This is a genomic window from Paraburkholderia fungorum (genome assembly GCF_900099835.1).
Taxonomy (GTDB): Bacteria; Pseudomonadota; Gammaproteobacteria; order Burkholderiales; family Burkholderiaceae; genus Paraburkholderia; species Paraburkholderia fungorum_A.
In genome coordinates this window covers 2138589-2164744 of the sequence record NZ_FNKP01000001.1, presented here as the reverse complement: position 1 = coordinate 2164744, position 26156 = coordinate 2138589, and the positions used below count along the sequence as shown (strand labels likewise).

The following is a 26156-nucleotide window of genomic DNA, read 5'->3' as shown; positions in this document are numbered from 1 at the left end:
TGGGTCAGCCTTAGCCGCAGCCTAAGCCACGGTAAGTATCTTACGCATTGTGGAGCGCGCCGGGGCGATCGAGAATCCAGCCATCTTCCCCATCCATCACCTCTCCGATGATCTCTTCGTTCGTGCTGCGCACCGGCATCGTGGTCGTGACCTTCGTCGTGGCCGGCTTCGTCAAGGGCGTGACCGGCATGGGCTTGCCGACCGTCGCGATGGGCATTCTCGGCACGTTGATGCTGCCCGCGCAGGCGGCCGCGTTGCTGTTGTTACCGTCGTTCGTCACCAACGTGTGGCAACTGTTCGCGGGGCCCGGCGTGCTTGCTTTGACCAGGCGGCTCTGGCCGATGATGGCCGGCATCGTCGTCGGAACGATTGCTGCCGCGTCGTTCATCGCGGGTGGGGGAGGCGTGTGGGCTGTCGTCGGTCTTGGTGTGGCGTTGACGCTCTACGCAGCCGCCGGGTTGATGGCGTGGCGCTTTTCGGTTCCGGCGCGGTATGAGCGCTGGCTGTCGCCGGCCATCGGCACGGTGACGGGTGTGGTCACTGGTGGCACGGGCGTGTTCGTCGTTCCGGCGGTGCCTTATCTTCAGGGACTCGCGTTGAAGAAGGAGGATCTGGTTCAGGCGCTCGGCCTGTCGTTCACCGTGTCGACGATTGCGCTCGCGATCGGTCTCGTCCGCGAAAACGCATTCGCAGTGGGCGATCTGCGCGCGTCGTTATTGGCGGTCGTTCCGGCGCTGGCGGGGATGGCTATCGGACAGCGCGTGCGCGGACGCATCAGCGCGGAAACATTTCGACGCTGGTTCTTTATCTGCCTGCTGGCGCTCGGCATTCAATTGATCGCGCGCGCATTCGTTTAACGACAAGGCGACGAAACCGGATAAGGAGGGCGAAATCATGTGGCCCATTATTCTCGATACGTTAGGCGCGTTGGCGGTGCTCGCCAGCGTCGCAGCGCAGATTACGCTGATACGTAAGCGTTGAATGAACGGAGTTCGGTATTCGTCATGCGTGGTGAAAAAAACGCTGGAAAACGCCTGAAAACGCCGCCTCTGCATCAAGTCGCACCTCGCCTGCGTTCGCCCAATTTCTGATTGTTCGTCTGAACCGACGTATCTATTCGCCTCCAGCCGCTTTATCCCGTTGGCCGGGATGCCTACATTGTGTCCAGTGACAGCGCCATTGCATTTTTCCCGCTTCATCGATGTGAGTCCGCGAATCTTCGCGATATCACGCCGGCGCGAAACCCCATTGAAAGGACACGATCATGAGCAAGCTCACAGGTAAGGTTGCTGTTGTAACCGGCGCATCGAAAGGTATCGGTGCGGCTATTGCGAAGGCACTCGCGGCGCAGGGCGCGTCGGTGGTGGTGAACTACGCGTCGAGCAAGGCGGGCGCGGACAGCGTGGTCGACGCGATCACCGCAGCGGGCGGCAAGGCCATCGCCGTCGCAGGCGATGTGTCGAAAGCGGCGGATGCGAAGGGCATCATCGACTCGGCAGTCGAAACGTATGGCCGTCTCGACATCCTCGTGAACAATTCGGGCGTGTACGAATTCGCGACGATCGACGAAATCACCGAAGAGCATTTCCATAAGCACTTCAACGTGAACGTGCTGGGTCTGTTGCTGACCACGCAGGCAGCGGCGAAACATCTCGGCGAAGGCGGCAGCATTGTCAACGTGAGTTCGGTAGTGAGCCGCATCACGCCGCCGGGAAGCGCGGTTTATACGGCGACCAAAGGCGCGGTGGACGGCATCACCGGCGTGCTGGCGAAGGAACTCGGTCCGCGCAAGATTCGCGTGAACTCGGTGAACCCCGGCATGGTCGCGACGGAAGGCACGCATACGGCAGGCATCATCGGTTCGGATTTCGAAACGTGGGCCGTCAACACGACGCCGCTCGGCCGTATCGGTCAGCCTGAAGATATCGCCGATGTCGCCGTGTTCCTCGCCTCCGACGACTCGCGCTGGTTGACCGGCGAAAGCCTGATTGCCAGCGGCGGCTCGCGTTAAGAGAGTTAGCGCAATGCGACGGTCCCGATGGCCTCTGTCGGGATAGCGGCGGCAAAGGCCGCATGGGAACAGAAGCCGTCAAGCCGCCCCCAGGCAACCCCTGGCGGGCGGTTTCTGTTTATGTGGCGCTGTTTATCCACCGATAACCGGTGCTTGCACCGCCGGCAACTCGACGGCAAACAGCGCATCCAGCAGATTCGATCCCGGCCGCTCGGCGAGCCGCGTCAGCGATTCGATCATCTGCACCCGGCAGTCCTGTAGCGGAATCATCCTGATCCGCCGCGACTCGTTGAATTCGGCGCGCGCGATCACGCCGACGCCCATCCCTTGCGCAACCGCTTCTTCGAGCGCTTCGCGTCCGTCGACATACATCACCGGTTCCACCTGCAACGACTCGCGCACCAGTTCGATTTCGAGCAACTGCTGCGTGACCGATTGCGGCTCGCGGAAAATCATCGGTTGACGAACGAGTTCCGCGTAGCTCAGCTTGCGCTTCTTCGCGACCGGATAGCCGAGCGGCACCATCGCCACCAGCGGGTCGCGCCGCAACACGCGCGATTCGAGCCGGCTGTGAACCTGCGGCGCAGCGGTAATGGCCGCGTCGACCGCGCTCGACAGCACGCGCTGCATGCAGTCGGCGGCATTCGCGATCGACAGCGTCACGACAATGCCCGGATGCAGTTTGCGAAACGCGCCGATCAGCGTGACCGCCAGATCGGGCGCATCGGCCACCAGCGACAGCGAGCCCGATTCCAGCCCGCCCGCCGACTCCAGCAATTGCCGCGCGTCGCGCTCGCAACTCAGCATATGACGCGTCACGCTGAAAAGCCGCAGGCCCAATTCGGTCGTTTCGACGCCGCGCGGCCCGCGCTCGAACAATTTGACCCCGTAATCCTGTTCCAGACGCCGCACGTGATCCGACACCGCAGGCTGCGTCAGCGACAGCGCCTGCGCCGCCTTCGAAAACCCGCCGTGTTCCGCGACCGCATGGAACGCCCGCAATTGCGCGTATTGCACGTATGCCTCATCTGGCTGTGGGTGATAAGTTTTAGCGATACCATCATCGATTATATCGATTTTACCGATGGTCGGCCTTTCGGTACTGTGTCATGCATCGACATAGCGATATCGGAGTACCGGACATGGAAAGCGCGATTGACAGTTCGCAGGACGCGTCGGCGGAAGTCTCAACCGTGCGCTGCGCCGCGCCCGCCAAGGGGGAGCCGTATCTGCTGACGCCGGGGCCGCTCACCACGGCGTTCTCGACGAAAGAGGCGATGCTGCGCGACTGGGGTTCGTGGGACGGCGATTTCCGCGCGATGACCGCGTATCTGCGCCGCAGTCTGCTGGATATCGCCGGCGACACGGCGGGCGACTACGACTGCGTGCCGCTGCAAGGCAGCGGCAGCTACTGCGTCGAAGCGATGCTCGGCAGCCTGATGCCGCGCGACGGCCACGCGCTCGTGCTCGCCAACGGCGCTTACGGCAAGCGCATCGCGACCACGCTCGGCTACCTGGGCCGTGCCTGCACGGTGCTCGACAAAGGCGACTACCTGCCGCCGCGCGGAGCCGAAATCGAACGGATGCTGGACGCCGATCCGCGTATCACGCATGTGGTCGCCGTGCATTGCGAAACCAGCTCGGGCATCTTGAATCCGCTCGAGGAAATCGCCGCTGCCACCGCAAAGAAAGGCCGCAAGCTGCTGATCGATTCGATGAGCGCCTTCGGCGCAGTGCCGCTCGATGTCCGCGAGATTGCGTGCGAGGCCTTTGTGTCGTCGGCGAATAAATGCATCGAGGGCGTGCCGGGTTTTGGCTTCGTGATCGCCCGCAAGAGTGCGTTGCGCGAAGCGAAGGGCCGCAGTCATTCACTCGCGCTCGATGTCTACGATCAATGGGATGTGATGAACCGCACCGGGCAGTGGCGCTTTACGCCGCCCACGCACACGGTGGCCGCGTTTATCGAGGCGCTGCGTCTGCACAAGCTCGAAGGCGGCCAGCCCGGGCGGCTCGCGCGCTATGCGAACAATCGCGACGTGCTGGTGGCCGGCATGCACGAACTCGGCTTCGAACCGCTGCTGAATGCACGCTGGCGCTCGCCGATCATCGTGACGTTTTTCGCGCCCGCGCATCCGCAATTCAGGTTCGAACGCTTCTATGAATTGATGAAGCAGCAGGGTTTCATCATCTATCCGGGCAAGCTGACGGCGGTGGACAGCTTCCGTATCGGCTGCATCGGTCAGGTGGATCAGGACGTGATGCAGCGCGTGGTCGACGCCTGCGCGCGCTCGCTGGAGACGATGGGCGTGCCGCACGCCGCGCCGCCCGAAGCCGCACTCGAAGAACGCAAAACCCTGGCGCAGGCGGCCTGAAACACATTGGGCCGACAAGCCTCACCAGGCTGTCACGAATGAATGCTAGCGTGCGATCCATCGCGCGAGCTTTTGAACCTCTTGAGGATCGAAGTCAATGAAACACGTCAAAGCGGTGATTTTCGACTGGGCCGGCACGGTCGTCGACTATGGTTCGCTCGCGCCGATGGGCGCGTTCGTCGAGACCTTCGAACAGTTCGGCGTCTCGATCTCGATCGACGAAGCGCGCGGTCCGATGGGTATGGCCAAGCGCCCGCACATCGCGGCGCTGATGGCGCTACCGCGTGTGTCGCAGGCATGGGCGAACAAGTACGGCCACGTGCCCGGCGAAGCCGATATCGACGCGGTGTACGACGTCTTCGTGCCGAAGAATATCGCGGTGGCCGCGAGCTACAGTTCGGTGATTCCGGGTGTCGCGGAAGTGGCGAGCGCATTGCGTCACGACGACATCCGCATCGGCACGACCACCGGCTACACCCGCGAGATCATGGCCGAAATCGTGCCGGGTGCGGCGGCGCAGGGCTTTTCGCCGGACAGCATCGTATGTACCGGCGATACGCCGGAAGGGCGGCCGTCGCCGTACATGATCTACAAGACGCTGCCGGAACTCGGCGTGTGGCTGGCGCGCGATGCGATCAAGGTGGATGACACGGAGGTCGGCATCGAAGAGGGCATCAATGGCGGGACGTGGACAGTCGGTGTGTCGGTGAGCGGCAACGCGTTCGGGATGGCGGAAGCCGACGTGAAGGCGCTCCCGGCCGCTGAATTCGCCGCGCGCCGTCAGGCGGCGATCGGCAAATTGCAGGCGGCGGGCGCACATTATGTGATCGACAGCGTCGCGGATCTGATGCCGGTGGTGTACGACATCGAAGCGCGTCTCGCGCGCGGCGAGCGGCCGTGATGGCGTGACGCCTCGAATGGCGGTGCTGTAGTAGGGCGAAAAGCGCACTGGCGGGCAGTGCGCTTTTTTATTGCGCGCTCGATACAGCCAGGTCGAAAACGTATCATCCTGTCGGGCCGGAGATTCACTGATGCCGGTCGGTCCAGTCCATCATGGGCACAACCACCACGCAAGCGCACGACCAACCATGCCGAAGCCGACCCCCGCCGATACCCTCGCCTGGCACATCCACGCCCGCTCGCTGCGCTATTTCGATGCAATCCGCCGCTGCGGTTCGATCCGGGAAGCGGCGCGGCAGATGCATGTGGCGTCGTCGGCGGTGAACCGGCAATTGCTGAAACTCGAAGCGGAAGTCGGCACGCAACTGTTCGAGCGGCTCGCGTCGGGACTCTCGTTGACCGCCGCGGGCGAAGTATTTGCGCGGCACGTGATCACCGTGTTGCAGGACGCGCGCCGGTTCGAAAGCGAAATGGATGCGCTGCGCGGAATCCGGCGCGGCGAGATCAGCATCGTCACGGTCGAGGGACTCAACTCCAGCTTTCTGCCGGACCTGGTCGAGCGGATGCTGACGCGTTATCCGGCGATACGTTTTCAGGTGCATACCGCCGGTTCGGCGACGATTGCCCGCACGATTCTCGATGGCGACGCCGACCTCGGGCTCGCGTTTTCGCTGCCGCGCACGAGCGATCTGCAACAGCTCGCGGTCGGGCGGTTCCAGTTGGGCGCGATCGTCGCCGCCGATCATCCGCTGGCGGGCGAAACCAGTGTGACGTTCGCGCAGTGCGCGCGCTTTCCGCTGATTCTGGGCAACGCGCAACTGTCGATCAGCGGGCTGCTCGAACCGCTGATCCGGCACTACGCGAAGCCGCTGCAAACGGTGCTCGAAAGCGATTCGATCGAGTTGATGCGGCGCATGGCGGCTCGCGGACGCGGTGTCGGATTCCAGACCCGACTCGGTCTCGAACGCGATCTCGCCGACGGCACGCTGAAGCATATTCCGCTGCGCTCGCCGCGTCCGCTGGTGTCGGAACTGGGCGCTTACGCGAGAGCGGGCCGCACGCTGACGCCCGCGCTGGACGCTTTCGTCCGCTTGCTGGCGGAGGCGCTGGCCGACCGCGAGGACGACGAACCGGCAATCTGACCCGTTCGAACCGAACCTTTATTTTGCACGAGCCGCCTGATGCCGTTTCGGCATCGGCATGCACGTTTTTCTGCGCTTTATTGGACACCCGCCGCCCCCTAAACTCGGTTGCAACGGAATCGACCGGTTCAAAGGAGGCGCAATGTCCGAAGTGCTATCAGCCAGAGCGGTGCCGCATACGAGCCTGCCTGTCATCGACGTCGCGGGGCTCGCGTCGCCGGATCGGCGGCAGCGTGCGGCCGTCGGCGCCGCGCTGCATGCTGCCTGCATCGACAAAGGGTTTTTCTACATCGCCAATCATGGCGTCGCCGACGCGCTGATCGACGCCGCGCGCCTCGAAGCCGAACGTTTCTTCGCGCTCGACGACGCCGAAAAACGCCTAGTCGATAAAGCGAAGTCGTTCTGCAATCGCGGCTATGAGCCGTTGCGCGGACAGGTGCTGGAGGCAGGCACGCCGCCCGATCTGAAGGAAGGTTTTTATATCGGCAACGAACTGCCGCTGGATCATCCGCAAGTGGTGGCGCGCGCGTTCAATTGCGGGCCGAACCAGTGGCCGCAGCAGTCGGCGGGTTTTCGTCCGGCGATGGAAGCGTATTTCGCCGCGCTGTACGACCTCTCCAGGCGGCTGACACGCGGTCTCGCGCTGTCGCTCGATCTGCCCGAGGATCATTTCGACGTGTTCTGCGACGACGCGATGGCGACACTGCGTCTGTTGCACTATCCGCCGCAACCGGCGCAGGCGTTGCCGGACCAGAAGGGCTGCGGCGCGCATACCGATTTCGGCTGCCTGACGCTGCTCTGGCAGGACGGCAGCGGCGGTTTGCAGGTGCAGGACGGCGACAGCGGCTGGATTCATGTGCCGCCGCTCGCGGGCACCTTCGTCGTCAATCTCGGCGACATGATCGCGCGCTGGACCAATGACCGCTATCGCTCGACGCTGCATCGCGTGGTCAATGCATCGGGGCGCGAGCGCTACTCGATCCCGTTCTTCTTCACTGGACGTCCCGACTACGTGGTCGAGTGTCTGCCGGGCTGCACCGAACCGGGCGAAGCGCCGAAGTATCCGCCGATCACCGTGGCCGGTCATCTCGAAGCCTGCTACCGGAGAACCTACGGATGACCGCCGCCGTTCAATCGACAGAATCGTCGCACGTGGCCGGCATGCTGCTGATCCACGGCGCGTGGCAGGGCAGTTGGGCATGGGACGCCTGGTTGCCGGAAATGACCGCGCGCGGCTGGACCTGCAAGGCGGTGGATCTGCCGGGCAACGGCGCGGATCCCGAACGCGACGCCGGCGTCGAAATCACGCTGCAAACCTATGTCGACGCGTTGACCGAAGCCCTGAACAGATTCGACGGCCCGGTCGTCGTGGTCGCGCACAGCGGCGCGGGCGTGCCCGCATCGCAACTCGCCGAAGCGCTGCCGGAGCGGGTCGCGTGCCTCGTGTACGTCGCCGGAATGATGCTGCCCGCCGGCATGGGTTACGCGGACCTCGTCGACGCCAGTGCCGCCGCCGTGCCGAACGCCGCAGGCATCGCGCCGTATCTGCAATGGAGCGAGGATCGTACGGTCACCGTTGTGCCCGCCGCGGCCGCGCTGGAAATCTTTCTGCACGACTGCCCGCACGAAGCCGCTGAACGCGCCGCCGCGAAACTCACGCCGCAACGGGAAAGCGGCCGTGCCTTGCTGACGACGCTGAGCGCCGGACGTTTCGGCCATGTCCCGCGCATTTATGTCGAAGCGCTGCGCGACCGCTCAGTGTTGCTGCCTCTGCAACGCAGGATGCAGGCGCTCGTGCCGGGCGCGATGGTGCGCTCGATCGATTGCGGTCACGTGCCGCAACTCGCGCGTCCCGCCGAACTGGCGACGCTGGTATGCGACGCGCTCGCTGAAATCGGCATTCGTGCCGACGGCGCTACATCTCAGCCCCGCTGAAGAAAACCACCACGATTTCCCCTTCGCTTACTACTGGAACCTCGTCATGATCCGACTTCCTCGCCCTGGCCGGTTTTTGTCCGCACGCACTTCTGCAAGCATCGCTACATGCTTTTCAACCCGCTTCGCGCAGCTTGCGAATGGCGCGCTGGTCGTCGCGTTGTGCGGCACGTTCGCGGCCGCCAGCGCACCCGCTGACGCCGCCGATGCGCCGCTCGACGTTTCCATCGTCTACCTCGGCAACCCTGGCGACGCAGGCTGGACCCACGCGCACGATCTCGGCATCGGCGCGGCGGAGAAGCAGCTCGGCTCGCAGATCAAGGTGACGCGCATCGACGACGTCCCCGAAAACGCGGACGCGGCGCGTGTGTTTCGCGATCGTGCGGCGAAGGGCGACAAGATCGTGATCGGCACGTCGTTCGGCTACATGGACTCGATGATGAAGGTCGCGCACGACTACCCGGACACCGTGTTCCTGCATTGCTCCGGCTACAAGAGCGCGCCGAACCTCGGCAACTTCAACGGCAAGGTGTATGAGTCCGCGTACCTCGCGGGTGTGGTCGCGGGGTATGTGTCGAAATCGCACACGCTCGGCTTTGTCGGGTCGGTGCCGATTCCCGAAGTGGTCCGCAATATCGACGCGTTCGCGCTCGGCGCGAAATCGGTCGCGCCGCAGACGACCGTCAAGGTGGTGTGGATCAATAGCTGGTTCGATCCGGGCAAGGAACGCCAGGCCGCCGAAACGCTGATCGGACTCGGCGCCGACGTGCTGATGCAGAACACCGATTCCACCGCGACGATGGCCGTCGCCGAGCAGCACAAAGTCCACGCATTCGGCTGGGATTCGGATATGAGCCAGTGGGGGCCGCATGCGCATCTGGGCTCGGTCGCGTACGACTGGGGCATCTATTACAGCAAGGTGATCGACGAAGTGAAGCGCGGCACGTGGACCAATAAACCGGTGTACTGGGGTGTGAAAGAAGGCATCACGGACCTCGTGCACGTGAACACGTCGGCGGTGCCGGCGGACGCGCAGCGCGCGCTTGCGGAGAAACGCGCGGCACTGGTGGCGGGCAAGCTCGATCCGTTCGCGGGTCCGCTGAAAGACCAGAGCGGCAAACTGCGCGTGCCCGCCGGCACCGTGCTTTCCGCGGACGATACCAACCGGATAAACTGGTTTGTCGACGGCGTGCAGGGCAGCGTCGCGCAATAACGGAGCGGCTATGAGTGATGCAAACAGTGTGTCGGCAGCAGTGGACGATGCGATGCGCGATCCGGTCGTGTGGAACGACTGGCATCCGGTGGCGGCGCTGGATGCGTTCGGCGTATCCGGCACTGCACCTGCGGTGATGAGCACGCGGTTGCTGGGCGTCGATCTCGGTCTTGGCGTCGACGCGTCGGCATCGGCATCGGCCAGCACGACGGACCGCTACCGCGCATGGCGACTCGACACGCTCGCTCACTGCCACGCAAAGGCGCGCTACGGCGTGCTGTGGGTCTGCCTCGGCGAGCCGCGCCGCGATCTTCTGGCGATTCCCGAGGCCGACGAACCCGAGCGCCGTTTGCTGCACGCCGGGGCGTTCAGCGTGCACGTGAGCGGTTTGCGCGCGGTCGAAAACTTCCTCGACATGGGCCACTTTCCGTTCGTGCATACGGGCTATCTCGGCGTCGAACCGTACACGGAAGTCGCGCCGTATCGTATCGAGCGGGACGAAATCAATGACGAGCTATACGCGCACGACTGCCGCTTTTACCAGCCGCGCGCGGCAATGACGGCAGGCGCCGCGCTCGACGTGCAGTACGTGTATCGCGTCGCGCGTCCGTATTGCGCGATTCTGTACAAGACCTGCCCGCCGCAGCCCGAACGTTTCGACGTGATTGCGCTGTTCGTGCAGCCGGTCGACGAAGAGCGCTGCATCGCTCACACGGTCATGAGCTATCTCGATGACGCCAGCAGCGACGACGAATTGCGCGGCTTCCAGCAAACCATCTTCGCGCAGGACATCAAGATTCTGGTGAACCAGGTGCCGAAGCGCCTGCCGCTCGGCGCGGGCATCGAACATCCGGTGCGGGCCGATGCGATGTCGGTCGCGTATCGCCGCTGGCTGTCGGCGCAACAGATTACTTATGGAACGACTCATGGCCGATAAGAACCCGTTGGCGTCCGCTGCGTCCGGCTGGTTTGCACTATGCGATGTGGACCGGCTCGGCGAACGCGCGATCTATCACACTGAACTGGCGGGCTACGAACTCGTTGTCTGGCGAGCCGAAGACGGCGCGATCAACGTGTGGGAAAACCGCTGCCCGCATCGTGGCGTGCGGCTGTCGATGGGCCATCATCGCGGCGACGCGTTGCAATGCCAGTACCACGGCTGGCAATTCGGTTCGGACGACGGCGCGTGTCGCTTCGTGCCCGCGCATCCCGATGCCGCGCCGCCCGCAGTCGCGGTGAAAACGTGGCCGGTTGAAGTGCGCCACGGTTTTGTGTGGACCTGTATCGCATATACAGATGAAACGCCGCCTCCGTTCACGCCAATCGATGAACTCGACGGCGAAGCGGACTTCGATAGTCAGATCCGCTTGCGCACGGTCGCGCTCGATGTGTCCAGCGACGCTGTGCAGCGCGCGCTCGCCGACTACTGTTTCGACCATGCCGCATTCGATCCGTGGACGACCACCGAATGCGTTGCGTTCGACGCGGGTCCGCGTGCGGTCGTCGTCGAACAACTCGATGATGCGCGGCAACGTGTGGTGTTTCTCGTGCAGCCCGCGCGCGAAGGGCGCACGTATCTGCACGGCGTCGCGCTGGGTGTTTCCGCTGGTAACGCTAGTGAACGGATTGCTGTGCAGCGGCATCATCAACAACGTCTCAACGCGTTGCGCGATGCACTGGAGTGGCAGGCCGAGCCGCCGCTCAGTAGCGAAACCGCAATGAGTCAGACGGCGCTGGGTATTCCGCCCGCGCTACTGAAAAACGCGCAGCCGGTTTTCTTGCAGTCTGCGGTATCCCGGCCCGTTTCTCCCGCGCGAACGTTGACGCCAGGCGTCGCAGATTCCGCCACGGCAACTGAAGTCGAAGATCACGCGTTCACGGTTCATCTGTCGCGCAGTAAAAAAACGCTGACCGTGGCCGCCGACGCAAGCCTGCTGCAAACCTTGCGCGACCACCACGTCGATGTGCCGACTTCCTGCGAGCAGGGTGTGTGCGGCACATGCCGAACCCGCGTGCTGGACGGCGTGCCGCTGCATCGCGACGATTTTCTGACGCCGCACGAACGCGCGGCCGGTGACTGCATGCTGGTGTGCGTGTCGCGCGCGGCCGGTGCCGCGCTGACGCTCGATCTGTGAGGCCGCGATGTTCAAACTTTACGACGACGAGTTGTGCGGAGAAAGCTACAAGGTCAGGCTCATGCTGGGCCTGCTCGGAGTGGAATACGAACGGGTGCGTGTCGAGCTTTATCCGTCGAAACAGAACGGCACGCGCCGCTTTCTCGCGATGAATCCGCTGGGCACGCTGCCGGTGCTCGACGCCGACGGCGCCTTGCTGCACGGCGCGCACGCGATTCTGATGTATCTCGCGCGACGCCATACGGGTGCAACGACTGAGCCGGGAGAAGAGCAGACGCACTGGCTGCCTCTCGATGATCCGCTGCAATTCGCGCAGGTTCAGACGTGGCTCGATTTCGCCGCGCAACTGAGCGGCATAGTCTTCACGTTGCGGGCACAGGTGCTGCACGGCACGCCGCCGCACGATCAATGCCATCCACTGGAAGCGAGGAAAAAAGCGCAGCAGCTTTTACGAATCCTCGACGAAACCTGCTGGTTCAACGAGGCCGCGGGCACGCCGTTCGTCTGCGCGAGTGTGTCGCCGACCATTGCCGATATCGCGTGCTTCGTGCCGGTCGCGCTGCTCGACGAAGCGGAAATCGAATCGATCGACTATCCGGCGCTGTCGCGCTGGATCGCGCGGATCAAACGTCTGCCCGGGTTCACCACGATGGCCGGCGTCTACGCAGCAGCCTGAAAAAAGCCGCCCCGCGAGTTCACTCGAAATACCCCACCGCCAGATCGATGAACTCGCGGACCTTGCGCGGCACGAACTCCCGGCTCGGATAAACCAGCGACACCGCGACATCGCCGTTGATCACCGCATAGTCGCCGAGCACGCGTTGCAGCGTGCCCGCCTGCAATTCGTCGGCGACCATTTCGAGCGGCAACAGTGCAATGCCCATCGCGCCCAGCGCCGCCTGCTTCTGCATGATCATGCTGTTGACCGTGAGCGACGCATCCAGCGCGATGCTTTCTTCGCTGTCGCTTTCCTTGTTGCCCTTGCCGCCGCGACCAGGCTTGTCCTTCCTGAACAGCCACGTCTGCGGACTCGTGTCGAGCGGCGCGCCGATCACGCGGTGCTGCGCGAGATCCGCGGGCGTTTGCGGCTGACCCGCCTGCGCCAGATACGCGGCGGCCGCCACCGGCACCGCGTACGAGTTGATGAGCCGACGCACCACCAGCGACTCCGAACGGATCATGTGCTCGGTGACGATGCCCACATCGAAGCCGCCTTCCAGCAGGTCGACCCGTTTCTCGGTCAGCGTGACACGCAGATTCACTTGCGGAAAACGGGTCTGATAATCGGCGAATAACGGCGTCAGACGAAACAGCGAGAAGCTGCCGAGCGCGACGATGCGCAGGTCGCCGGTGACTTCCTTCGACGTGGTGGTCGCGCGCATTTCGACTTCTTCGAGTTCGGCGAGCAAAACCCGGCAGCCGTCCGCGTATTGCGCGCCCGCTTCGGTCAGCACGACCTTGCGCGTGGTGCGCTGGAACAGGCGAATGCCGAGGTGCTGCTCGAGGCTCGACACATGGCGCGTCACGACCGATGTCGATACACCGAGGTTCGCCGCGGCCTGCGCAAAGCTGCCCGAGTCCGCGACCCTGACGAAAGCCTGCATGGCCTGGAAGAGATTGATCATGTGAATGAAAAAACGTATTCGTTAAGGCAGATGACGTGAAAAGCACGGCCCGTTTACATGCACCGGACTGTGCGTTGTCGGCGCGTCAACTCCGTTCTCAGGCCTCGATCGCGCCGGCTGCATACGCGCCGTTGCGCGCGACCACCCGTCCGTTCGACACCACCAGCTTGCGCGGCGGTCGCGCGACCATCGCGTGCGCGAGCGTGTCGGCGTCGAGCAGCACGAGGTCGGCGCGCGCGCCTGCCTGCAAGCCGTAATCGCCGAAACCGCACGCTTGCGCGGCGACGCTGCTGACGCAGTCGAACGCGAGCGCCAGATCGTCGTCGCGGCGCAGGCCGTAGCGCGCCGCGATGTGCATCGCGCGTTCGAGCATGTCCGGCGAGCCGTAGGGCGTCCACGTGTCGCGAATGCCGTCGTTGCCGCCGAACAGCGTGACGCCGTGTTGCAGACAAGCTTTGAGCGGCGGGACGGGCGTCGACGACGGCGCCGTGGTCAACAGTGCAACGCGCAGATCGGCGAGACGTGCGAGCAGCGCATCGCGTTGCGGCTCGGGCAGCGCGCCGAGACAGAACGCGTGACTCACGACCACGCGGCCCTGCATGCCGAGCGCCTCCACGCGGTCGAGCAGGAGCCCGAGCGTGAACGCGCCGAGTTCGCCCGGCTCATGCAGATGAATGTCGATCGGCTTGCCGTGCCGCTGCGCGAGCTCGAACGTCAGATTCAGCGACGCAACCGGATCGCCGTCGATCAGCGCCGGGTCGAGCGCGCCGAGCACATCGGCGCCTGCCTGCAATGCGCGTGCGAGCAGGGCATCGGTGCCGGGACGACCCAGCAGCCCGGATTGCGGAAACGCGACGATCTGCAAGTCGAGCATGTCGCGCAATGTTTCGCGCGTCGCCAGCACGCCTTCGAGATGACGCAGCCCGGCATCGGTATCGATATCGACGTGGGTGCGCAGGCGCGTCGTGCCCGCCTCCAGAAACGCGCGAGCCAGCGCGAGCGATTGCGCACCCGCGTCGTGTCCGGTTTGCGCGCGGTAACGCCGCTCGTTCTCGATCCGGTCGGTCAGCTTCGGCCCGACCTCGTTGCGATACCAGCGCATGCCCCACAGCGTTTTGTCCAGATGCGTATGACCTTCGACGAAACCCGGCAGCAGCAGCGCGCCCGCGCCGTCCTCGGGCGTGACGCCCGGCTCGCGCGGCAGATCGGGGCCGATCGCCGCGATGCGGCCGTCGACGATCGACACGTCGACCTTCCTGTCAACGTGCGGACCGTTGCCCTGGCGGACGTTCGTGATGAGCCAGGTGTTCGTCATGCGATTTGTCTCCGTTTTTGTCATGTTGGCCGGACGCTGGCAGGTTTCGACGGCGCCAGAAGTAAGCGTCTGAAAGACATCGAAAGTCAGCGCCCGGTAAAGCATTTGTCTGCTGAATCGCGCGCCCGGCTCGCCCGGCCAGACGAAAGGCGCGGCGCGGTTTGCGGGTGAATTGTACTTCGTGGGTCGTGCGCGCCGATTCGCGTGTTCCGACCACGCGCAAGCGCGCGCAAACCTCGCGGACGATATGCGGTATGCCTCAAGTTTCGGATGTCGATGCCGTTGACCTAAGCTAATTACACTCGGGAATCTCGCCGTGCAACTCGCTTACAGTAACGACCGTCTGGCCAGCCGGATGGCAGTCGATCCTTCCGCCGCCGGCGAACCCGAAGTGGAGTCGTCAGTCATCGAATGGTTGTTGCACGACGATCAGGTGATGCGCGAATGCTTTATTCACGCAGCGGAAATCCTCAAGAGCGTGACGGGCGCGGCCATTACCGCGATCACGCTGCTCGACGAGGAATATCAGCACTATCGCGCCGAGGTCGGCATGTCGATGCCGCTGGTCACACGAGCCCGCTCGCTGGCCGACTACGCGGTGCGCGATGCCGAGTTGTTCGTGATCGAAGACGCGCACGACGACAGCCGTTTCGGCGAATGCATGCTGGTGAAGCGCTACCCGTTCGTACGCTTTTACGCGGCGATTGCGCTGCGTGCGCCGAACGGCGAGATCGTCGGCGCGTTGTGCGCGATGGACCCGTCGCCGGGCAAGCTCGATGCCGGTCAGCGCGGCGTGTTCTACCACCTGCGCGCGATGATCGAAAACGATCTGAAGATGCGCACGGCGACCGCGATCGATCCGCTCACGCAACTGTACAACCGCCGCTTTCTGCTGGAGACGATCACACGCCGCTGGAAAGAAGCGCAGGACGGCGACGTGATGGGTTCGGTGGTGGTCGATGTCGACTGGTTCAAGCAGTACAACGACACCTACGGCCACCAGGCGGGCGATCACTGTCTGCGCCGGGTTGCTTCGGTGATGCAGGCGGCGGCGGACGGCGAGCGCATCGTGGTGGGCCGGATGGGCGGCGAAGAGTTCGGGCTGCTGGTGCTGCGCGCGGAAGCCGCATCGCTCGCGGACACGCTGAACGCGCTGCGCCAGGGCGTCGAGGATCTCGCCATCGAGCATCGCGCTTCGCCGCTCGGCGTGGTGACGGTGAGCGTGGGGGCGTCGCTCACGCGCATCACGGAATCGTCGCGGCCCGCGCATCGCGATGGCTTTGCGAGCGCGGACAGCGCGCTGTATCGCTCGAAACATCGCGGCAGAAATCAGGTGACGATGGCGTAGTTTTCGAGGCGGCCTGTGGCGGGCCTGACCTTGGCAAGGCCGCATTCGCCCACATGGCCGTAATAGGCGTGCCGGCGCCGCGTGGCGCACGTTCGACTGGATCTGGCCGGCGCTTGAAGAAGCAAAAAGGCCGGAATTTCCGGCCTTTTTGCCTGGCGGTGAGTTCGACTGTCAGCTACGCGCGCGTCGAATCAATCCTTCAACTCGCAATCAGCTTCAACCCCGCCGGCAATGATTCGCCGAACACGCGGCCTTCGTCGGCGTTATCGAGTTCGACGTTCTCGCTGACCATCGTGATCCATGCACGCGGTGCGTTCGATGTTTCGAGCCGTCGTATCACGGCGTGACGCACGTCGTCGGCGAGATCGCGCGAGCGGTCGCCGGTCATCCGCGCAATCTGCACGGCGGCGAACGCAGCGGGATCGACCTTCTTCCAGTCGAGCGCGAGAATCGCGTTCAGCCATTGAACGGCGACCTCCGGCGGCACGACGCTATGCGCGCTGCCGTAGAACGGCCGCCGCGCGCCGATCCGCCCGACCGCCCACCAGCCTTGATGATTCTCGGTGGGCCTTTTCAGCCTGGTCAGCAGCGACTCGCCGAGTTCGATCTTGCGTTCGACCGGAATCCGTTCGAGCGAAGCGCTCAGGCGAAGCATGTCGGCGAGACCGGTTTTCGCGACGTCGAACGGCAGTTTGTGACGCGATTGCGCGGCCGTTTGCAGATACGCCATTGCATCGAGCACGCGCAACTGCGAGGTCTCGTCGAGACCGCCTGCGGCGCGGCGCCACAGTGTCCACCATTCGGACCAGACCTGGCTGTCGTTGACGTACTGGATGCCGTCGTCGAATAGCGACCACAGTTGTTCGACCCGCCATTCGTCCAGCGGATAGCCGAAGCCTGGCCGCACGCAATAGCCGGCCAGATTGAGCCACACCCGTTCGTGATCCGCCGAACGCCGCCGACGCCGTGCGCGTTCCCACAGTGCGCCGAACAGTTCGCGCAGCAACGCGCTGGTCCAGGTGTCGCGCGGGCCGAGTAGCTGTTCGAGTTGCGCGCGTAAGCGTTTGACTTCTTTCGGATCGAGCTTTTGCGCACGCGAACCGAAGCAGCGGTCGATCAGTTCGAGCGCGGCGTCGAGCGACGGGTGCCGCGCTGCGGACGCGTCATCGACCGGCAGATTCACCTGCGCGGTGTCGCTGCGCAACTGGAATTCGAGCATCCAGCGTTGCGCGGGATTGTCGAGTTCGATGCAGCGCACGTCGAGCGTGCCGACTTCGGTGAGCGACGTCGCGATCTGCACGATGGTTTCGCGTGCGGCGCGTTCGCTGTGCGGCTGCACGACGGTGGCGATCGGCGGCAGGCGGATGAAGTCGCCGCCGTCGAGATCGACCAGTTCGCCCGGTTGGTAGACCGTATCCGCGCTCGATGAAACCAGGTGGAAGCGCACCGGATACCCGAGGCGCAGCGCGAACGTGCGATCCGCGATCAGGATTTCGTGGCCTTCCGTCGTGCCGCGCGGCAGCAGACAGATGCCGCGTGGGACGGCGCCGGCGTCCCGTTTGCGCTCGCCGGTTTCGTCGAGCACGAGGAAGTAGCTGCGCGGCGAGCCGCCGCCGATTTTCGGCGCGTTGCCCGCGCGGGCCAGCGAATAGGCGACCGCGCCGCGTGCCACCGCCACGTCGGGGTTGTCGTTGTGCAGCACGTTGAGCGCGTCGCCGCGCCACGTGCCGAGCGTATCGGCGAGGCGGCGGGTGAGGGCGTCGGCGCGGAATACGCCGCCGTTGAGCAGCAAGGTGTCCGGGATCGGCAGCGGCTGGTTGCTGCCGCTCTCGTCGTCGGCTAAACCCAGCGCCTTGCGCGACGGCGCAGCAAAGCGGCTCAAAAACGCCGCGATGTGACGCGTGACGGCGGCATCGGTCGCATAGGGCAGACCGAATTCGACAATCGCGCCACGCGGCCGGCCTGGCCGTTCGTTCGATGCCACCTTCGGAAAGAAGCCGTCGACGATCACCCCCTCGACTTCGTCGCGCGTGACCTGCACGGTGCGTGCGCCGCCGATCAGCTTCGAGCCCGCGCCGAGCAGCGTGATCGACGCCGACTCGGGCGCTTGCGCGCCAAGCAGTTGTTCCTTCGCGCCACGGCACCGCTCGACCAGTTGCGACAGGCTCGCCGCCGACAGACGAGTGCGTGTGTCGCCGCCCGGCAGCCGCGCTTCGACCAGATGCGCGAGCGCGAGGTCCATGTTGTCGCCGCCGAGCATCAGATGATTGCCGACGCCGATGCGCGTAAGTTGTGGCCGGCCGTCGTCGCCGGGAGGGCCGACTTCGATCAGCGTGAGGTCGGTCGTGCCGCCGCCGACATCGCAGATCAGCACGAGGCGCGTGTCCGCGAGTTCGTCCGACAGGCTCTCGCGATGATGGAACAGCCAGTCGTAAAACGCGGCTTGCGGTTCTTCCAGCAGCCGCAACGTGGTGAGACCGGCCATGCGCGCCGCTTCGACGGTGAGCGCGCGAGCACCTTCGTCGAACGAGGCGGGGACCGTGAGCACCACGTCCTGATGTTCCAGCAGCGCGTCGGGGAACTGCTGGTTCCACGCCGCGCGCAGGTGCGCGAGATAGCTCGCGCTGGCTTCGACCGGCGAGACTTTGCGGACGTCGTCGGGGGCGCCCCACGGGAGAATCGGCGCAATACGGTCAACCGATGCATGCGACAACCAACTCTTCGCGCTTGCAACTAACCGTCCCGGAACCTGAGCACCAAGCAAGCGCGCAAGGCGGCCGATGACGACCGGTTGGGTTTGAGCGTCTGCATTGCCAGAGGCCTGGACAGAAGCCGAAGCCGTCCACGGCAATTGCAGATCGCCCGCGCTCAACTCGCCCTCGGCCGCGTGGTAACGCACCGAAGGCAGCAGCGGCCGTGCGGCGACCTCGCCGGGACTCACCAGCTGTTCGATCCCGAACACGCGAATTTGCGGCGAACCAGAACCACCGTCCGCCGCCGACTCCGTTTCCGCATAAGCCAGCACCGTATTACTGGTGCCGAGATCGATACCGACGCTGTACCGCTTCATCTCACTCATGCATTCGCGTTGCCGCGCACATCGAACTCGACTTTCCAGCGCTCGTCGGAACCGCGCGGAATCGCTTCGAGTTCGAGCGTGCCCGCTTCGGTCACGCGTGCATGCAGCTTCACCGGCACGACTTCACCGGCTTGACGGCCGGAGGCAGGCAGCGTCGCCTGAATTTCTTCGAGTTCCTGAAGCTCGTCGGGACCCCAGAAGTCGAGCAGCGTGCCGACCTGATCCTGGCGACGCACCGACGATCCGAAGAAGCGGAAATGCACCGGCTCGCCGACCACCAGGCCGAATTCCTGCGCGGGCAGTTCGGCGTCGGTGCCTTCTTCCATGCCGAACGGCGCGACGCACAGCGCCTGGATCGGCGGCTCGAGTCCGGGTACGGCAGGCATCGCCGATTCGATCGCGATGTAGTACGCGCGGGCGGTGCCGCCGCGAATCCGCACGCCCTGGCCGCGTCGCACGTAGCCGTAGTAGGCCGCACCGCGCGCGACCGCGAGATCGAGATCCGCGCCTTCGAGCAGACGGGCCGGTGCCGCGCTTTCCGCTGCGAGCCAGTTGTTCAGCGTGCCCATGAGCCGCTCGACCAGCAGTGGCGACTTGAACACGCCACCGTTGAACAGCACGACCGTGGGGTGCAGGAAAGTGGCGTTTTCCGCGCCATGGTTTTGCAGACCTTCCAGTTCGGCCAGCGCGCCGACCTGGCGTCCCAGGAACGCGGCCAGATGACGCGTGATGCCCGCGTCCTGCGCGTACGGCAGGCCAAGCTGCGTCAGGCCGGCACGCGCGCGCGTGACCGGACGCGCGGCGCTGTCCACCTGCGGGAAGAAGCCTTCGAGAATCGTCTGCGTGAGTTCGGCGCGTGTGAGTTCGGTGCGGATCGATCCGCCGATCAGCTTCGAGCCGCGGCTCGGCACCACGAGCGGCACGGTGTCGGCAGCCGGATCGCTGAGCAGCGTTTCCTTGGCCGAACGGCACGCGTAGGTGAGGGCGCGCAATTGCCACGCGTCCGCTTGCGTGCCTTGTGCCGCGAGCTTGCGGGCGACCACGTGCGCAAGCGCGAGGTCCATGTTGTCGCCGCCGAGCAGGATGTGTTCGCCGACCGCGACGCGATGCAGTTCGAGATTGCCTTCGCGTTCGATCACCGCGATCAGCGAAAGGTCGGTCGTGCCGCCGCCCACGTCGACCACGAGGATGATGTCGCCGACCTTGACCTGCTTGCGCCACTGGCCGCCGCTCTTTTCGATCCAGCTATACAGCGCGGCTTGCGGTTCTTCGAGCAGCGTCATGCGGCCGTAGCCCGCGGCAACGGCTGCCTCGGCGGTCAGTTCGCGCGCGGCCGGATCGAACGACGCGGGGATCGTCACCGTGACGTCCTGTTCGCCGAACGGCGCGTCCGGGTGCGCATGGTCCCAGGCTTCGCGCAGATGCGTCAGATAGCGCACCGAGCTTTCGAGCGGCGACACGCGCGCGACTTCGGGCGGAGCGTCGTTCGGCAGAATGCCGGCGCGACGGTCGACGCCTGGATGGCACAGCCAGCTTTTCGCGCTCGACACCAGCCGGATCGGCGTGGCCGCGCCCCGGTTGCGGGCGAACTCGCCGACTGCGAAGTCGCGCGCGCCGGTCCACGGCAGATGCAGGTCGCCGGACGCGAGTTCATCGGGATGCGGCAGATAGAGGAACGAGGGCAGCAGATCGAGGTAATCGACCGCGCCCGCGCCGGTGAGTTGCGCGATGGGCAGCACGCTTTGGGTGGTTTTCTCGCCGTCGCTCGCGCTGGTGTCCACGTAGGACAGCGCAGAGTGCGTAGTGCCGAGGTCGATGCCGATGGAGTAGCGTGCGTCGCTCACAGTTCCACCTCCGCCGGGGCGATCACTTTCGCGTTGTGGCTATCCGTCAGTTTCGGCAGACGCACGTCGTCGACACGCCAGCCGCGATGGCTGATGCTGCCGCTGAACGGCGCCTTGCCGACCACGTTGCCGGTCAGGCGGACCGAGCTTGCGTCGAAACCTTCGGGCAGCGTGACGCGGCTGCCTTCGGCTTCGTCGCGCACCGGACGGATCGTGAAATGCTCGCGCAGCGTGGCGCGGCAGCCTTCGTGGACGAGGCGCGCGGCCGCGCCGATGTCGGCGTCGCTGTAGTTCTTGATGTCTTCTTCGACGAAGTCGATGAAACGCGCGTCGCGTTGCAGCAGGCCGAGCAGTTGCAACGCGGCGTCGGGCGTGGCTTCTTTCAGCACGGGCGCGGGCTGGGGAGCCGGTTGCGGTGCCGGTGCCGGTGCAGGCGCGGGCGCGGCTGCGGGTTGGCTAACGCCGCCGTTACGCAGACGCAACACGTCGGCGGCGAATTTGCCGTCGCCGAGGATGCTGAAAAACGTGCCCACGGCAAGCGAAATCCTGCCGAGGAAAGATGGGTTCGAATCGGTCATAAATGCTCCTGAGGTGCTCTGTTAAAGGACGAGCTGTCCTGACTGCCGCGCCCGTCACCGGTCGCCGAAGCCCGTTGGGGCTTGGCTCGGCCGTCGCCGGGCGAATTTGCGAAGGCCGGCGGCAAGCCTGCCGCCGACGCGTGATCCATTCGATGCCGCCATGCGCCGGTAAGGCGCGCAAAACCCGTATTTTGCCTTGTGGCGCGTCCGGGTCGGGCAAAACCGGCCATTCTAGCGGGCAATGCGGCGAGATTGGCGGTTTGTGGGGCGTGATGGCGGCTGACGTGGGGGGCGGGCTTTCGACCGAGGGGAGCTGCGAGCCAAAAAACTCAAGCGCCGCAAAACGGTTGCCCGGAATTGTTCCAGCTATCAATGATGGAACCGTGAAAACAGCAGTTGCCGCACCCGCGCTAACGCCGCTACCATCACTGCTATGGACCCCCGTAACGTACTGCTCTCCAGTTACCACCATCACGGCCGCTCGACATTGCGCCGTGGTTCGTTACGTCCATAGCAAAGAACCGGCTGGCTGTACCGGGCCGATTTCCTGCACAACGACCAAGGCGCCCCCGGCGCCTTTTTTATTTCTATCAGCGAGAGATTGAGCCATGACCATGATTCGTGGAACCCGTTTTATCGTCGGCAAGGAAGCCGCGCGATTCCGTGCACTCGAAAGCCGTTTCCGGAGCTACCTTCATTGAGGTTGGCGCCGACGAGGCCATCGTTCCCGCGCTGTGGGGGCAGGATACGTTTATCGACAAGGCTGGCGGCAGTGAAGTCATCGGCCAGATGTGGGCATTTGAGGACAAGAAAGGCCGGCCTTGCTGCCTGATTCCTGAAGCCACCGCACTGTTCCAGGAGCGCCGCGACGCGCTGCTCGGCAGAAGCGCTGAACGCATGTTCTTCTATATCGCGCGATGTTATCGGTATGAGCGTCCGCAAGCCGGCCGATATCGCGAGTTCGTGCAACTCGGCTTTGAATACCTGTGCGCAAATCCGGGGAAGGCCAGCGTGCGCAGCCAGGCGATCGCGGCAGGCTTCCTCGATTCGCTCGGCGTGCAGTACGTCGCCGACAGCGCGGCGCGACGCGGACTCAGTTATTACCTGGAGGGTAGGGGCTTCGAAATGCGCTGCACCGAACTCGGCGCGCAACAGCAGGTGGTGGGCGGCGGCGCTTATCGCGAAGGCGCGGGTTTTGGCATAGGCGCAGAGCGTTTGCTGCTTGCGATAGAAGCACAAGGGCTTGCTTTGTCGCCGTGACCCTCGCGATGATCTCGCGGTGACGGAGATGGACTGCCCGAGCCTGTTCGCCCAGGCGGTCCGTCTCCGTTCGCGGATACACCCGCCGCGTGCCGCGTCGTTCAGAACGACGTACCGATCTGGAACTGGAAGACCTGATACTTATCCGTCGAGTGCCGGACGATCGGGAAGCCGACCGACAGCTTGAGCGGACCAATCGGCGAAATCCATTCGAGGCCCGCGCCATAGCTGTAGCGCAAACCATTCGCGCCGACGCTGTCGCCTTCGTTGCCCCACACGTTACCCGCGTCGACGAAGCTGAATACACGCAGCGTGCGGTCCCATCCGGTGCCCGGCAGCGGCACCGTCATTTCGATATTCGCGACGACCATCCGCGAGCCGCCGATCGGGTCGCCGGTGCTGGCGTCGCGCGGGCCGAGCGAACTCGGCTCATAGCCTCGTACGGAACCGATACCGCCTGCGTAATAGTTCTTGAAGATCGGATAAGCCTTGCCCGCGAAGCCGTTGCCGTAACCGCCCTGCAGATTCAGGCCGAGAATGAAGCCGCGCGCGAACGAGTAGTAATACTGCGCCTGAAGGTCGGCTTTGTAGTACTCGGTGTCGCCTGCGGGCGTGCCGACTTCGCCGTTGGCCTGCAGGAAATAGCCTCGGCTCGGCACGAGGGCGCTGTCGCGATTGTCGCGTGCCCACGCTGCCGTGAGCGGCACGTTATTCACGACATTGCCGAATTCCTTGACGTAGTCGAGGTAACTTTGCGGCGTCGTCGAATCCGTCGAGATGCGGTTCTGTTCGAGACCCATGCCGAGATAGACCGTATCGGTTTCGGAAAACGGAATCCCGAACTTAATGTCGCCGCCGATCGTGAGAATGCGGAAGCTCGTATCGGAGTTGTAGTACAGCGGGTACGTGGTGCGGTAATAGGCTTCGGTAATCCGCTTGATCCCGTCGACGGTGAAATACGGATCGGTCTGCGTGACGGTCAACGTGCGGTACGTTTTGGCCGTGTTGACGTTCACGGCGAGACTCGTGCCCGAACCAAACACGTTGTCCTGCGAAATGCCTGCGGACAACACCACCTTGTCGGTCGACGAAAAGCCCGCGCCCAACGTAATGGCGCCGGTCGGTTTTTCGCTGACCTTGACGTCGATGTCCACCTGGTCGGCCGAGCCTTCGACCGGCACCGTGGTCACGTCGACATCGGTGAAATAGCCGAGGCGGTTGATCCGGTCCTTCGACAGCGCCAGCCGGTTCGAATCGAACCACGAGCTTTCGAGTTGACGCATTTCGCGGCGCACGACTTCGTCGCGCGTACGCGTATTACCGACCACGTTGATATGCCGCACATACACGCGACGGCTCGGGTCCACCTGGAGCGTCAGATCCACCGTGTGGTGTTGCTGATCGATCTTCGGCAACGCGTTGACCGTGGCGAATGCATAGCCGTATTCGCCGAGCTTGTCGACGACGGCCTTCGTCGCCGCTTGCAGCTTTTCAGCCGAGAAACGCTCGCCCGCCTTGATCTTCACGAGCTTCGACAACTCCGCTTCGCGAGCGAGAAGATTGCCGGACAGCTTGATTGACGAAATCGTGTACGGCTCACCTTCATGCAGCGAGACCGTGAGGTACATCTCCTTGCGGTCGGGCGTCAGCGAGACCTGCGTCGAGTCGATATTGAACTCGAGATAGCCTCGATTCAGGTAATACGAGCGGACGTTTTCGAGGTCGCCAGTGAGTTTGTCCTTCGCGTACAGATCGTTCTTCGTGTACCACGAGAACCAGTTCGGCGTGGACAACTGCATCTCGTCGCGCAACGTATCGCTACTGAACGCCTGATTGCCGATGAAGTTGATCTGGCGAATCTTTGCATTGGGGCCCTCGGCCACCGAGAACAATATCGCTACGCGATTACGGTCGATCGGCGTGATCGTCGTCGTGACTTCAGCCGCGTAATAGCCACGCGTCAGGTACTGACGCTTCAGTTCCTGCTCGGCCTTGTCGACAAGCGCTTTATCGTAGTAAAGCCCTTGCGACAGTCCAACGGATTTCAACGCTTTCGTCAGGTTCTCCTTGTCGAACTCGTGGATACCCGCGAAATCGATCGTGCCGATTGCCGGACGCTCCTGAACATACACGATGACGACATTGCCTTCGGTCGAAATGCGCACGTCGTTGAAAAATCCCGTTGCGTAGAGCGCGCGGATTGCTTCGGAAGCCTTATCGTCGTCGAAGGTGCCGCCCTGCTTGATCGGCAGATAGGCGAACAGGGTGCCCGGTTCAATGCGCTTCAACCCTTCGATGCGAATGTCCTGTACGACGAATGACTGTGCGGCGTGGGCCGACCCGGTCGCCAGCGAGAGGCCGGCAAGCGAAAGCGCGCCGGCGACCCGGCTCGTTAAAACCTGTAATTTCATCTTGGGTATTCAGTCCTGATGCGGCGCGCGCAGCGCAAACGGGAACGCCAGAGTAAGAGTGACGTCAGCAAAACGATCGTCCCCAAGCTCTGGAAAGCGCGAAGTATAGGGACGGGTGTTCCGTCTCTCGTTACTGAAAACTTTCCGCGCATTAGGGCTGTCAGGGTGCGCAGCGCGCATAAGCGCCTGTGGGCGAGGTTTGCGGCGCCCGCGCCGAAATAAAGCGTTACAGAACCCAGGCAAGCGTAGTACGCGTGTAACCCGGCGCCGCATTTGCGCTGCTATCGTGAATTGTCGATTCGGCGACCTGCTTTACCTGCGTATTGCGTTTTTGGAGAAGTGACCATGATTGAATACCTTTCACCGGCGGTGCTTACGGCAGTCTTGCGCGTCAGCTCAACACCGATTTTTTCCGTGCGACTGGCCATGGCGTCGCTGCTTACACGGCGTGACATATCGAGCCGCCCGTTGCGGGCAGGCATCTTCAACGCGACTGTCGAGGAGGGTAAGCACCATGTCTGAAGTCTCGCCTTTCATGTTGAATTCGATCAGCGACATGCAATTGACCGCTGACGGCCAATATCTGCTGATTCACGGCAATCAACCCACGGCGGCCGTGCATCGCTCGGTGCTCCAGGACCTGCTTGTGGCGCTCCCCAATGCAATCGAACACGCCGACCGCGTGGCTCACAACGATCGGGAAATGGGCTTCGCACTGCACTGCCAGGGCTGGGAGGTCGGTCGTTTGAACGGACAGGAAACCATCGTGATCCGCTTCCGTTTATCCGGCACAGCGGGGCTGTCGTTCTCATTACCGGCAGGACAGATTCCTTATCTATTACAGGCGCTCGGCGGTGCGGCGGGGATAAACGAGTCGCACGCCGAGGGTGTAACCCTCCAGTAATTTCACGCGCGCACGGCGTATTTCACGCGTGCATCGCGGGCCTTTCTTCGCATCACTGCGTCCTTCTTTCTTTCCGGTCATTAC

The 26156-nt window shown here is 63.9% G+C and carries 22 protein-coding genes; 15 read left to right on the top strand and 7 right to left on the bottom strand.

The genetic code is table 11. The annotated features are described in order from the left end of the window. Positions 1-107: 107 nt before the first annotated feature. Positions 108-857 carry a sulfite exporter TauE/SafE family protein gene (locus BLS41_RS09490; RefSeq protein ID WP_074764071.1) on the top strand — a complete coding sequence of 250 codons (750 nt, stop codon included), beginning with the start codon at positions 108-110 and terminating at the stop codon, positions 855-857. Between the two features lie 407 nt (positions 858-1264). Further along, positions 1265-2011, top strand: a complete 747-nt coding sequence (locus BLS41_RS09485) for a glucose 1-dehydrogenase (protein ID WP_074764070.1) — start codon at positions 1265-1267, stop codon at positions 2009-2011. Positions 2012-2143: 132 nt separating this feature from the next. Here the strand turns inward: BLS41_RS09485 and BLS41_RS09480 are convergent, their stop codons facing one another. Further along, positions 2144-3028 (bottom strand): LysR substrate-binding domain-containing protein, encoded by an 885-nt coding sequence (locus BLS41_RS09480; RefSeq protein WP_074764069.1) that lies wholly within the window; start codon positions 3026-3028, stop codon positions 2144-2146. Positions 3029-3153: 125 nt separating this feature from the next. Here BLS41_RS09480 and BLS41_RS09475 point away from each other — a divergent pair, with 125 nt between their 5' ends. The 9 genes from BLS41_RS09475 (at position 3154) to BLS41_RS09435 (ending at position 12384) form a co-directional block, all read left to right on the top strand. Next, positions 3154-4383 (top strand): 2-aminoethylphosphonate--pyruvate transaminase, encoded by a 1230-nt coding sequence (locus tag BLS41_RS09475; protein ID WP_074764068.1) that lies wholly within the window; start codon positions 3154-3156, stop codon positions 4381-4383. A 97-nt stretch (positions 4384-4480) separates the two neighbouring features. Further along, positions 4481-5284, top strand: coding sequence for a phosphonoacetaldehyde hydrolase (phnX, locus tag BLS41_RS09470; RefSeq protein ID WP_074764067.1), 804 nt, complete (start codon positions 4481-4483; stop codon positions 5282-5284). 187 nt (positions 5285-5471) lie between these two features. After that, the gene (locus BLS41_RS09465) at positions 5472-6425 is read left to right on the top strand and encodes a LysR family transcriptional regulator (RefSeq protein ID WP_074764066.1); all 954 of its coding nucleotides are present in this window, start codon (positions 5472-5474) and stop codon (positions 6423-6425) included. A gap of 142 nt (positions 6426-6567) precedes the next feature. Continuing rightward, the gene (locus BLS41_RS09460; protein WP_074764065.1) at positions 6568-7545 is read left to right on the top strand and encodes an isopenicillin N synthase family dioxygenase; all 978 of its coding nucleotides are present in this window, start codon (positions 6568-6570) and stop codon (positions 7543-7545) included. After that, positions 7542-8360, top strand: coding sequence for an alpha/beta fold hydrolase (locus BLS41_RS09455; RefSeq protein ID WP_083379948.1), 819 nt, complete (start codon positions 7542-7544; stop codon positions 8358-8360). The genes BLS41_RS09460 and BLS41_RS09455 overlap by 4 nt, the downstream gene beginning before the upstream one ends. Before the next feature lie 46 nt (positions 8361-8406). Next, positions 8407-9573, top strand: a complete 1167-nt coding sequence (locus tag BLS41_RS09450) for a BMP family ABC transporter substrate-binding protein (RefSeq protein WP_074764064.1) — start codon at positions 8407-8409, stop codon at positions 9571-9573. Positions 9574-9583: 10 nt separating this feature from the next. Next, complete coding sequence (locus tag BLS41_RS09445) at positions 9584-10510, top strand: aromatic ring-hydroxylating oxygenase subunit alpha (protein ID WP_083379947.1); 927 nt, start codon at positions 9584-9586, stop codon at positions 10508-10510. Continuing rightward, on the top strand, positions 10500-11708 hold the full coding sequence (locus BLS41_RS39365) for a Rieske 2Fe-2S domain-containing protein (protein WP_074764063.1): 1209 nt from the start codon (positions 10500-10502) through the stop codon (positions 11706-11708). The genes BLS41_RS09445 and BLS41_RS39365 overlap by 11 nt, the downstream gene beginning before the upstream one ends. Before the next feature lie 7 nt (positions 11709-11715). Next, positions 11716-12384 carry a glutathione S-transferase family protein gene (locus tag BLS41_RS09435; protein ID WP_074764062.1) on the top strand — a complete coding sequence of 223 codons (669 nt, stop codon included), beginning with the start codon at positions 11716-11718 and terminating at the stop codon, positions 12382-12384. 19 nt (positions 12385-12403) lie between these two features. Here BLS41_RS09435 and BLS41_RS09430 read toward each other — a convergent pair whose 3' ends face one another. Both BLS41_RS09430 and BLS41_RS09425 read right to left on the bottom strand, forming a co-directional pair. After that, positions 12404-13333 carry a LysR family transcriptional regulator gene (locus BLS41_RS09430; RefSeq protein ID WP_074764061.1) on the bottom strand — a complete coding sequence of 310 codons (930 nt, stop codon included), beginning with the start codon at positions 13331-13333 and terminating at the stop codon, positions 12404-12406. A 97-nt stretch (positions 13334-13430) separates the two neighbouring features. After that, positions 13431-14648 (bottom strand): amidohydrolase family protein, encoded by a 1218-nt coding sequence (locus tag BLS41_RS09425; protein WP_074766415.1) that lies wholly within the window; start codon positions 14646-14648, stop codon positions 13431-13433. 316 nt (positions 14649-14964) lie between these two features. Here BLS41_RS09425 and BLS41_RS09420 point away from each other — a divergent pair, with 316 nt between their 5' ends. Further along, a complete protein-coding gene (locus BLS41_RS09420; RefSeq protein WP_253189641.1) occupies positions 14965-15996 on the top strand; it encodes a GGDEF domain-containing protein in 1032 nt (343 codons plus the stop codon). 199 nt (positions 15997-16195) lie between these two features. On the opposite strand, the gene BLS41_RS09415 is transcribed toward BLS41_RS09420, so the two are convergent. From BLS41_RS09415 to BLS41_RS09405, 3 genes are read right to left on the bottom strand one after another with little or no spacing between them, the layout of a single operon-like run. Beyond that, positions 16196-19075 carry an Hsp70 family protein gene (locus BLS41_RS09415; protein ID WP_171910214.1) on the bottom strand — a complete coding sequence of 960 codons (2880 nt, stop codon included), beginning with the start codon at positions 19073-19075 and terminating at the stop codon, positions 16196-16198. Then, on the bottom strand, positions 19072-20919 hold the full coding sequence (locus BLS41_RS09410) for an Hsp70 family protein (RefSeq protein WP_074764060.1): 1848 nt from the start codon (positions 20917-20919) through the stop codon (positions 19072-19074). The genes BLS41_RS09415 and BLS41_RS09410 overlap by 4 nt, the downstream gene beginning before the upstream one ends. Further along, positions 20916-21497 (bottom strand): DUF2760 domain-containing protein, encoded by a 582-nt coding sequence (locus BLS41_RS09405; protein ID WP_074764059.1) that lies wholly within the window; start codon positions 21495-21497, stop codon positions 20916-20918. The genes BLS41_RS09410 and BLS41_RS09405 overlap by 4 nt, the downstream gene beginning before the upstream one ends. A 663-nt stretch (positions 21498-22160) precedes the next feature. Here BLS41_RS09405 and BLS41_RS09400 point away from each other — a divergent pair. Then, positions 22161-22757 carry an ATP phosphoribosyltransferase regulatory subunit gene (locus tag BLS41_RS09400; protein ID WP_074764058.1) on the top strand — a complete coding sequence of 199 codons (597 nt, stop codon included), beginning with the start codon at positions 22161-22163 and terminating at the stop codon, positions 22755-22757. Positions 22758-22858: 101 nt separating this feature from the next. Here BLS41_RS09400 and bamA read toward each other — a convergent pair whose 3' ends face one another. Next, positions 22859-25168, bottom strand: a complete 2310-nt coding sequence (bamA, locus tag BLS41_RS09395; RefSeq protein ID WP_074764057.1) for an outer membrane protein assembly factor BamA — start codon at positions 25166-25168, stop codon at positions 22859-22861. Positions 25169-25513: 345 nt separating this feature from the next. Between bamA and BLS41_RS38965 the strand changes: the two genes are divergently transcribed. Next, the gene (locus BLS41_RS38965; protein WP_171910173.1) at positions 25514-25690 is read left to right on the top strand and encodes a hypothetical protein; all 177 of its coding nucleotides are present in this window, start codon (positions 25514-25516) and stop codon (positions 25688-25690) included. Further along, positions 25683-26072, top strand: a complete 390-nt coding sequence (locus BLS41_RS09390) for a hypothetical protein (RefSeq protein ID WP_074764056.1) — start codon at positions 25683-25685, stop codon at positions 26070-26072. Before BLS41_RS38965 ends, BLS41_RS09390 begins: the two co-directional genes overlap by 8 nt. Positions 26073-26156: the final 84 nt, after the last annotated feature.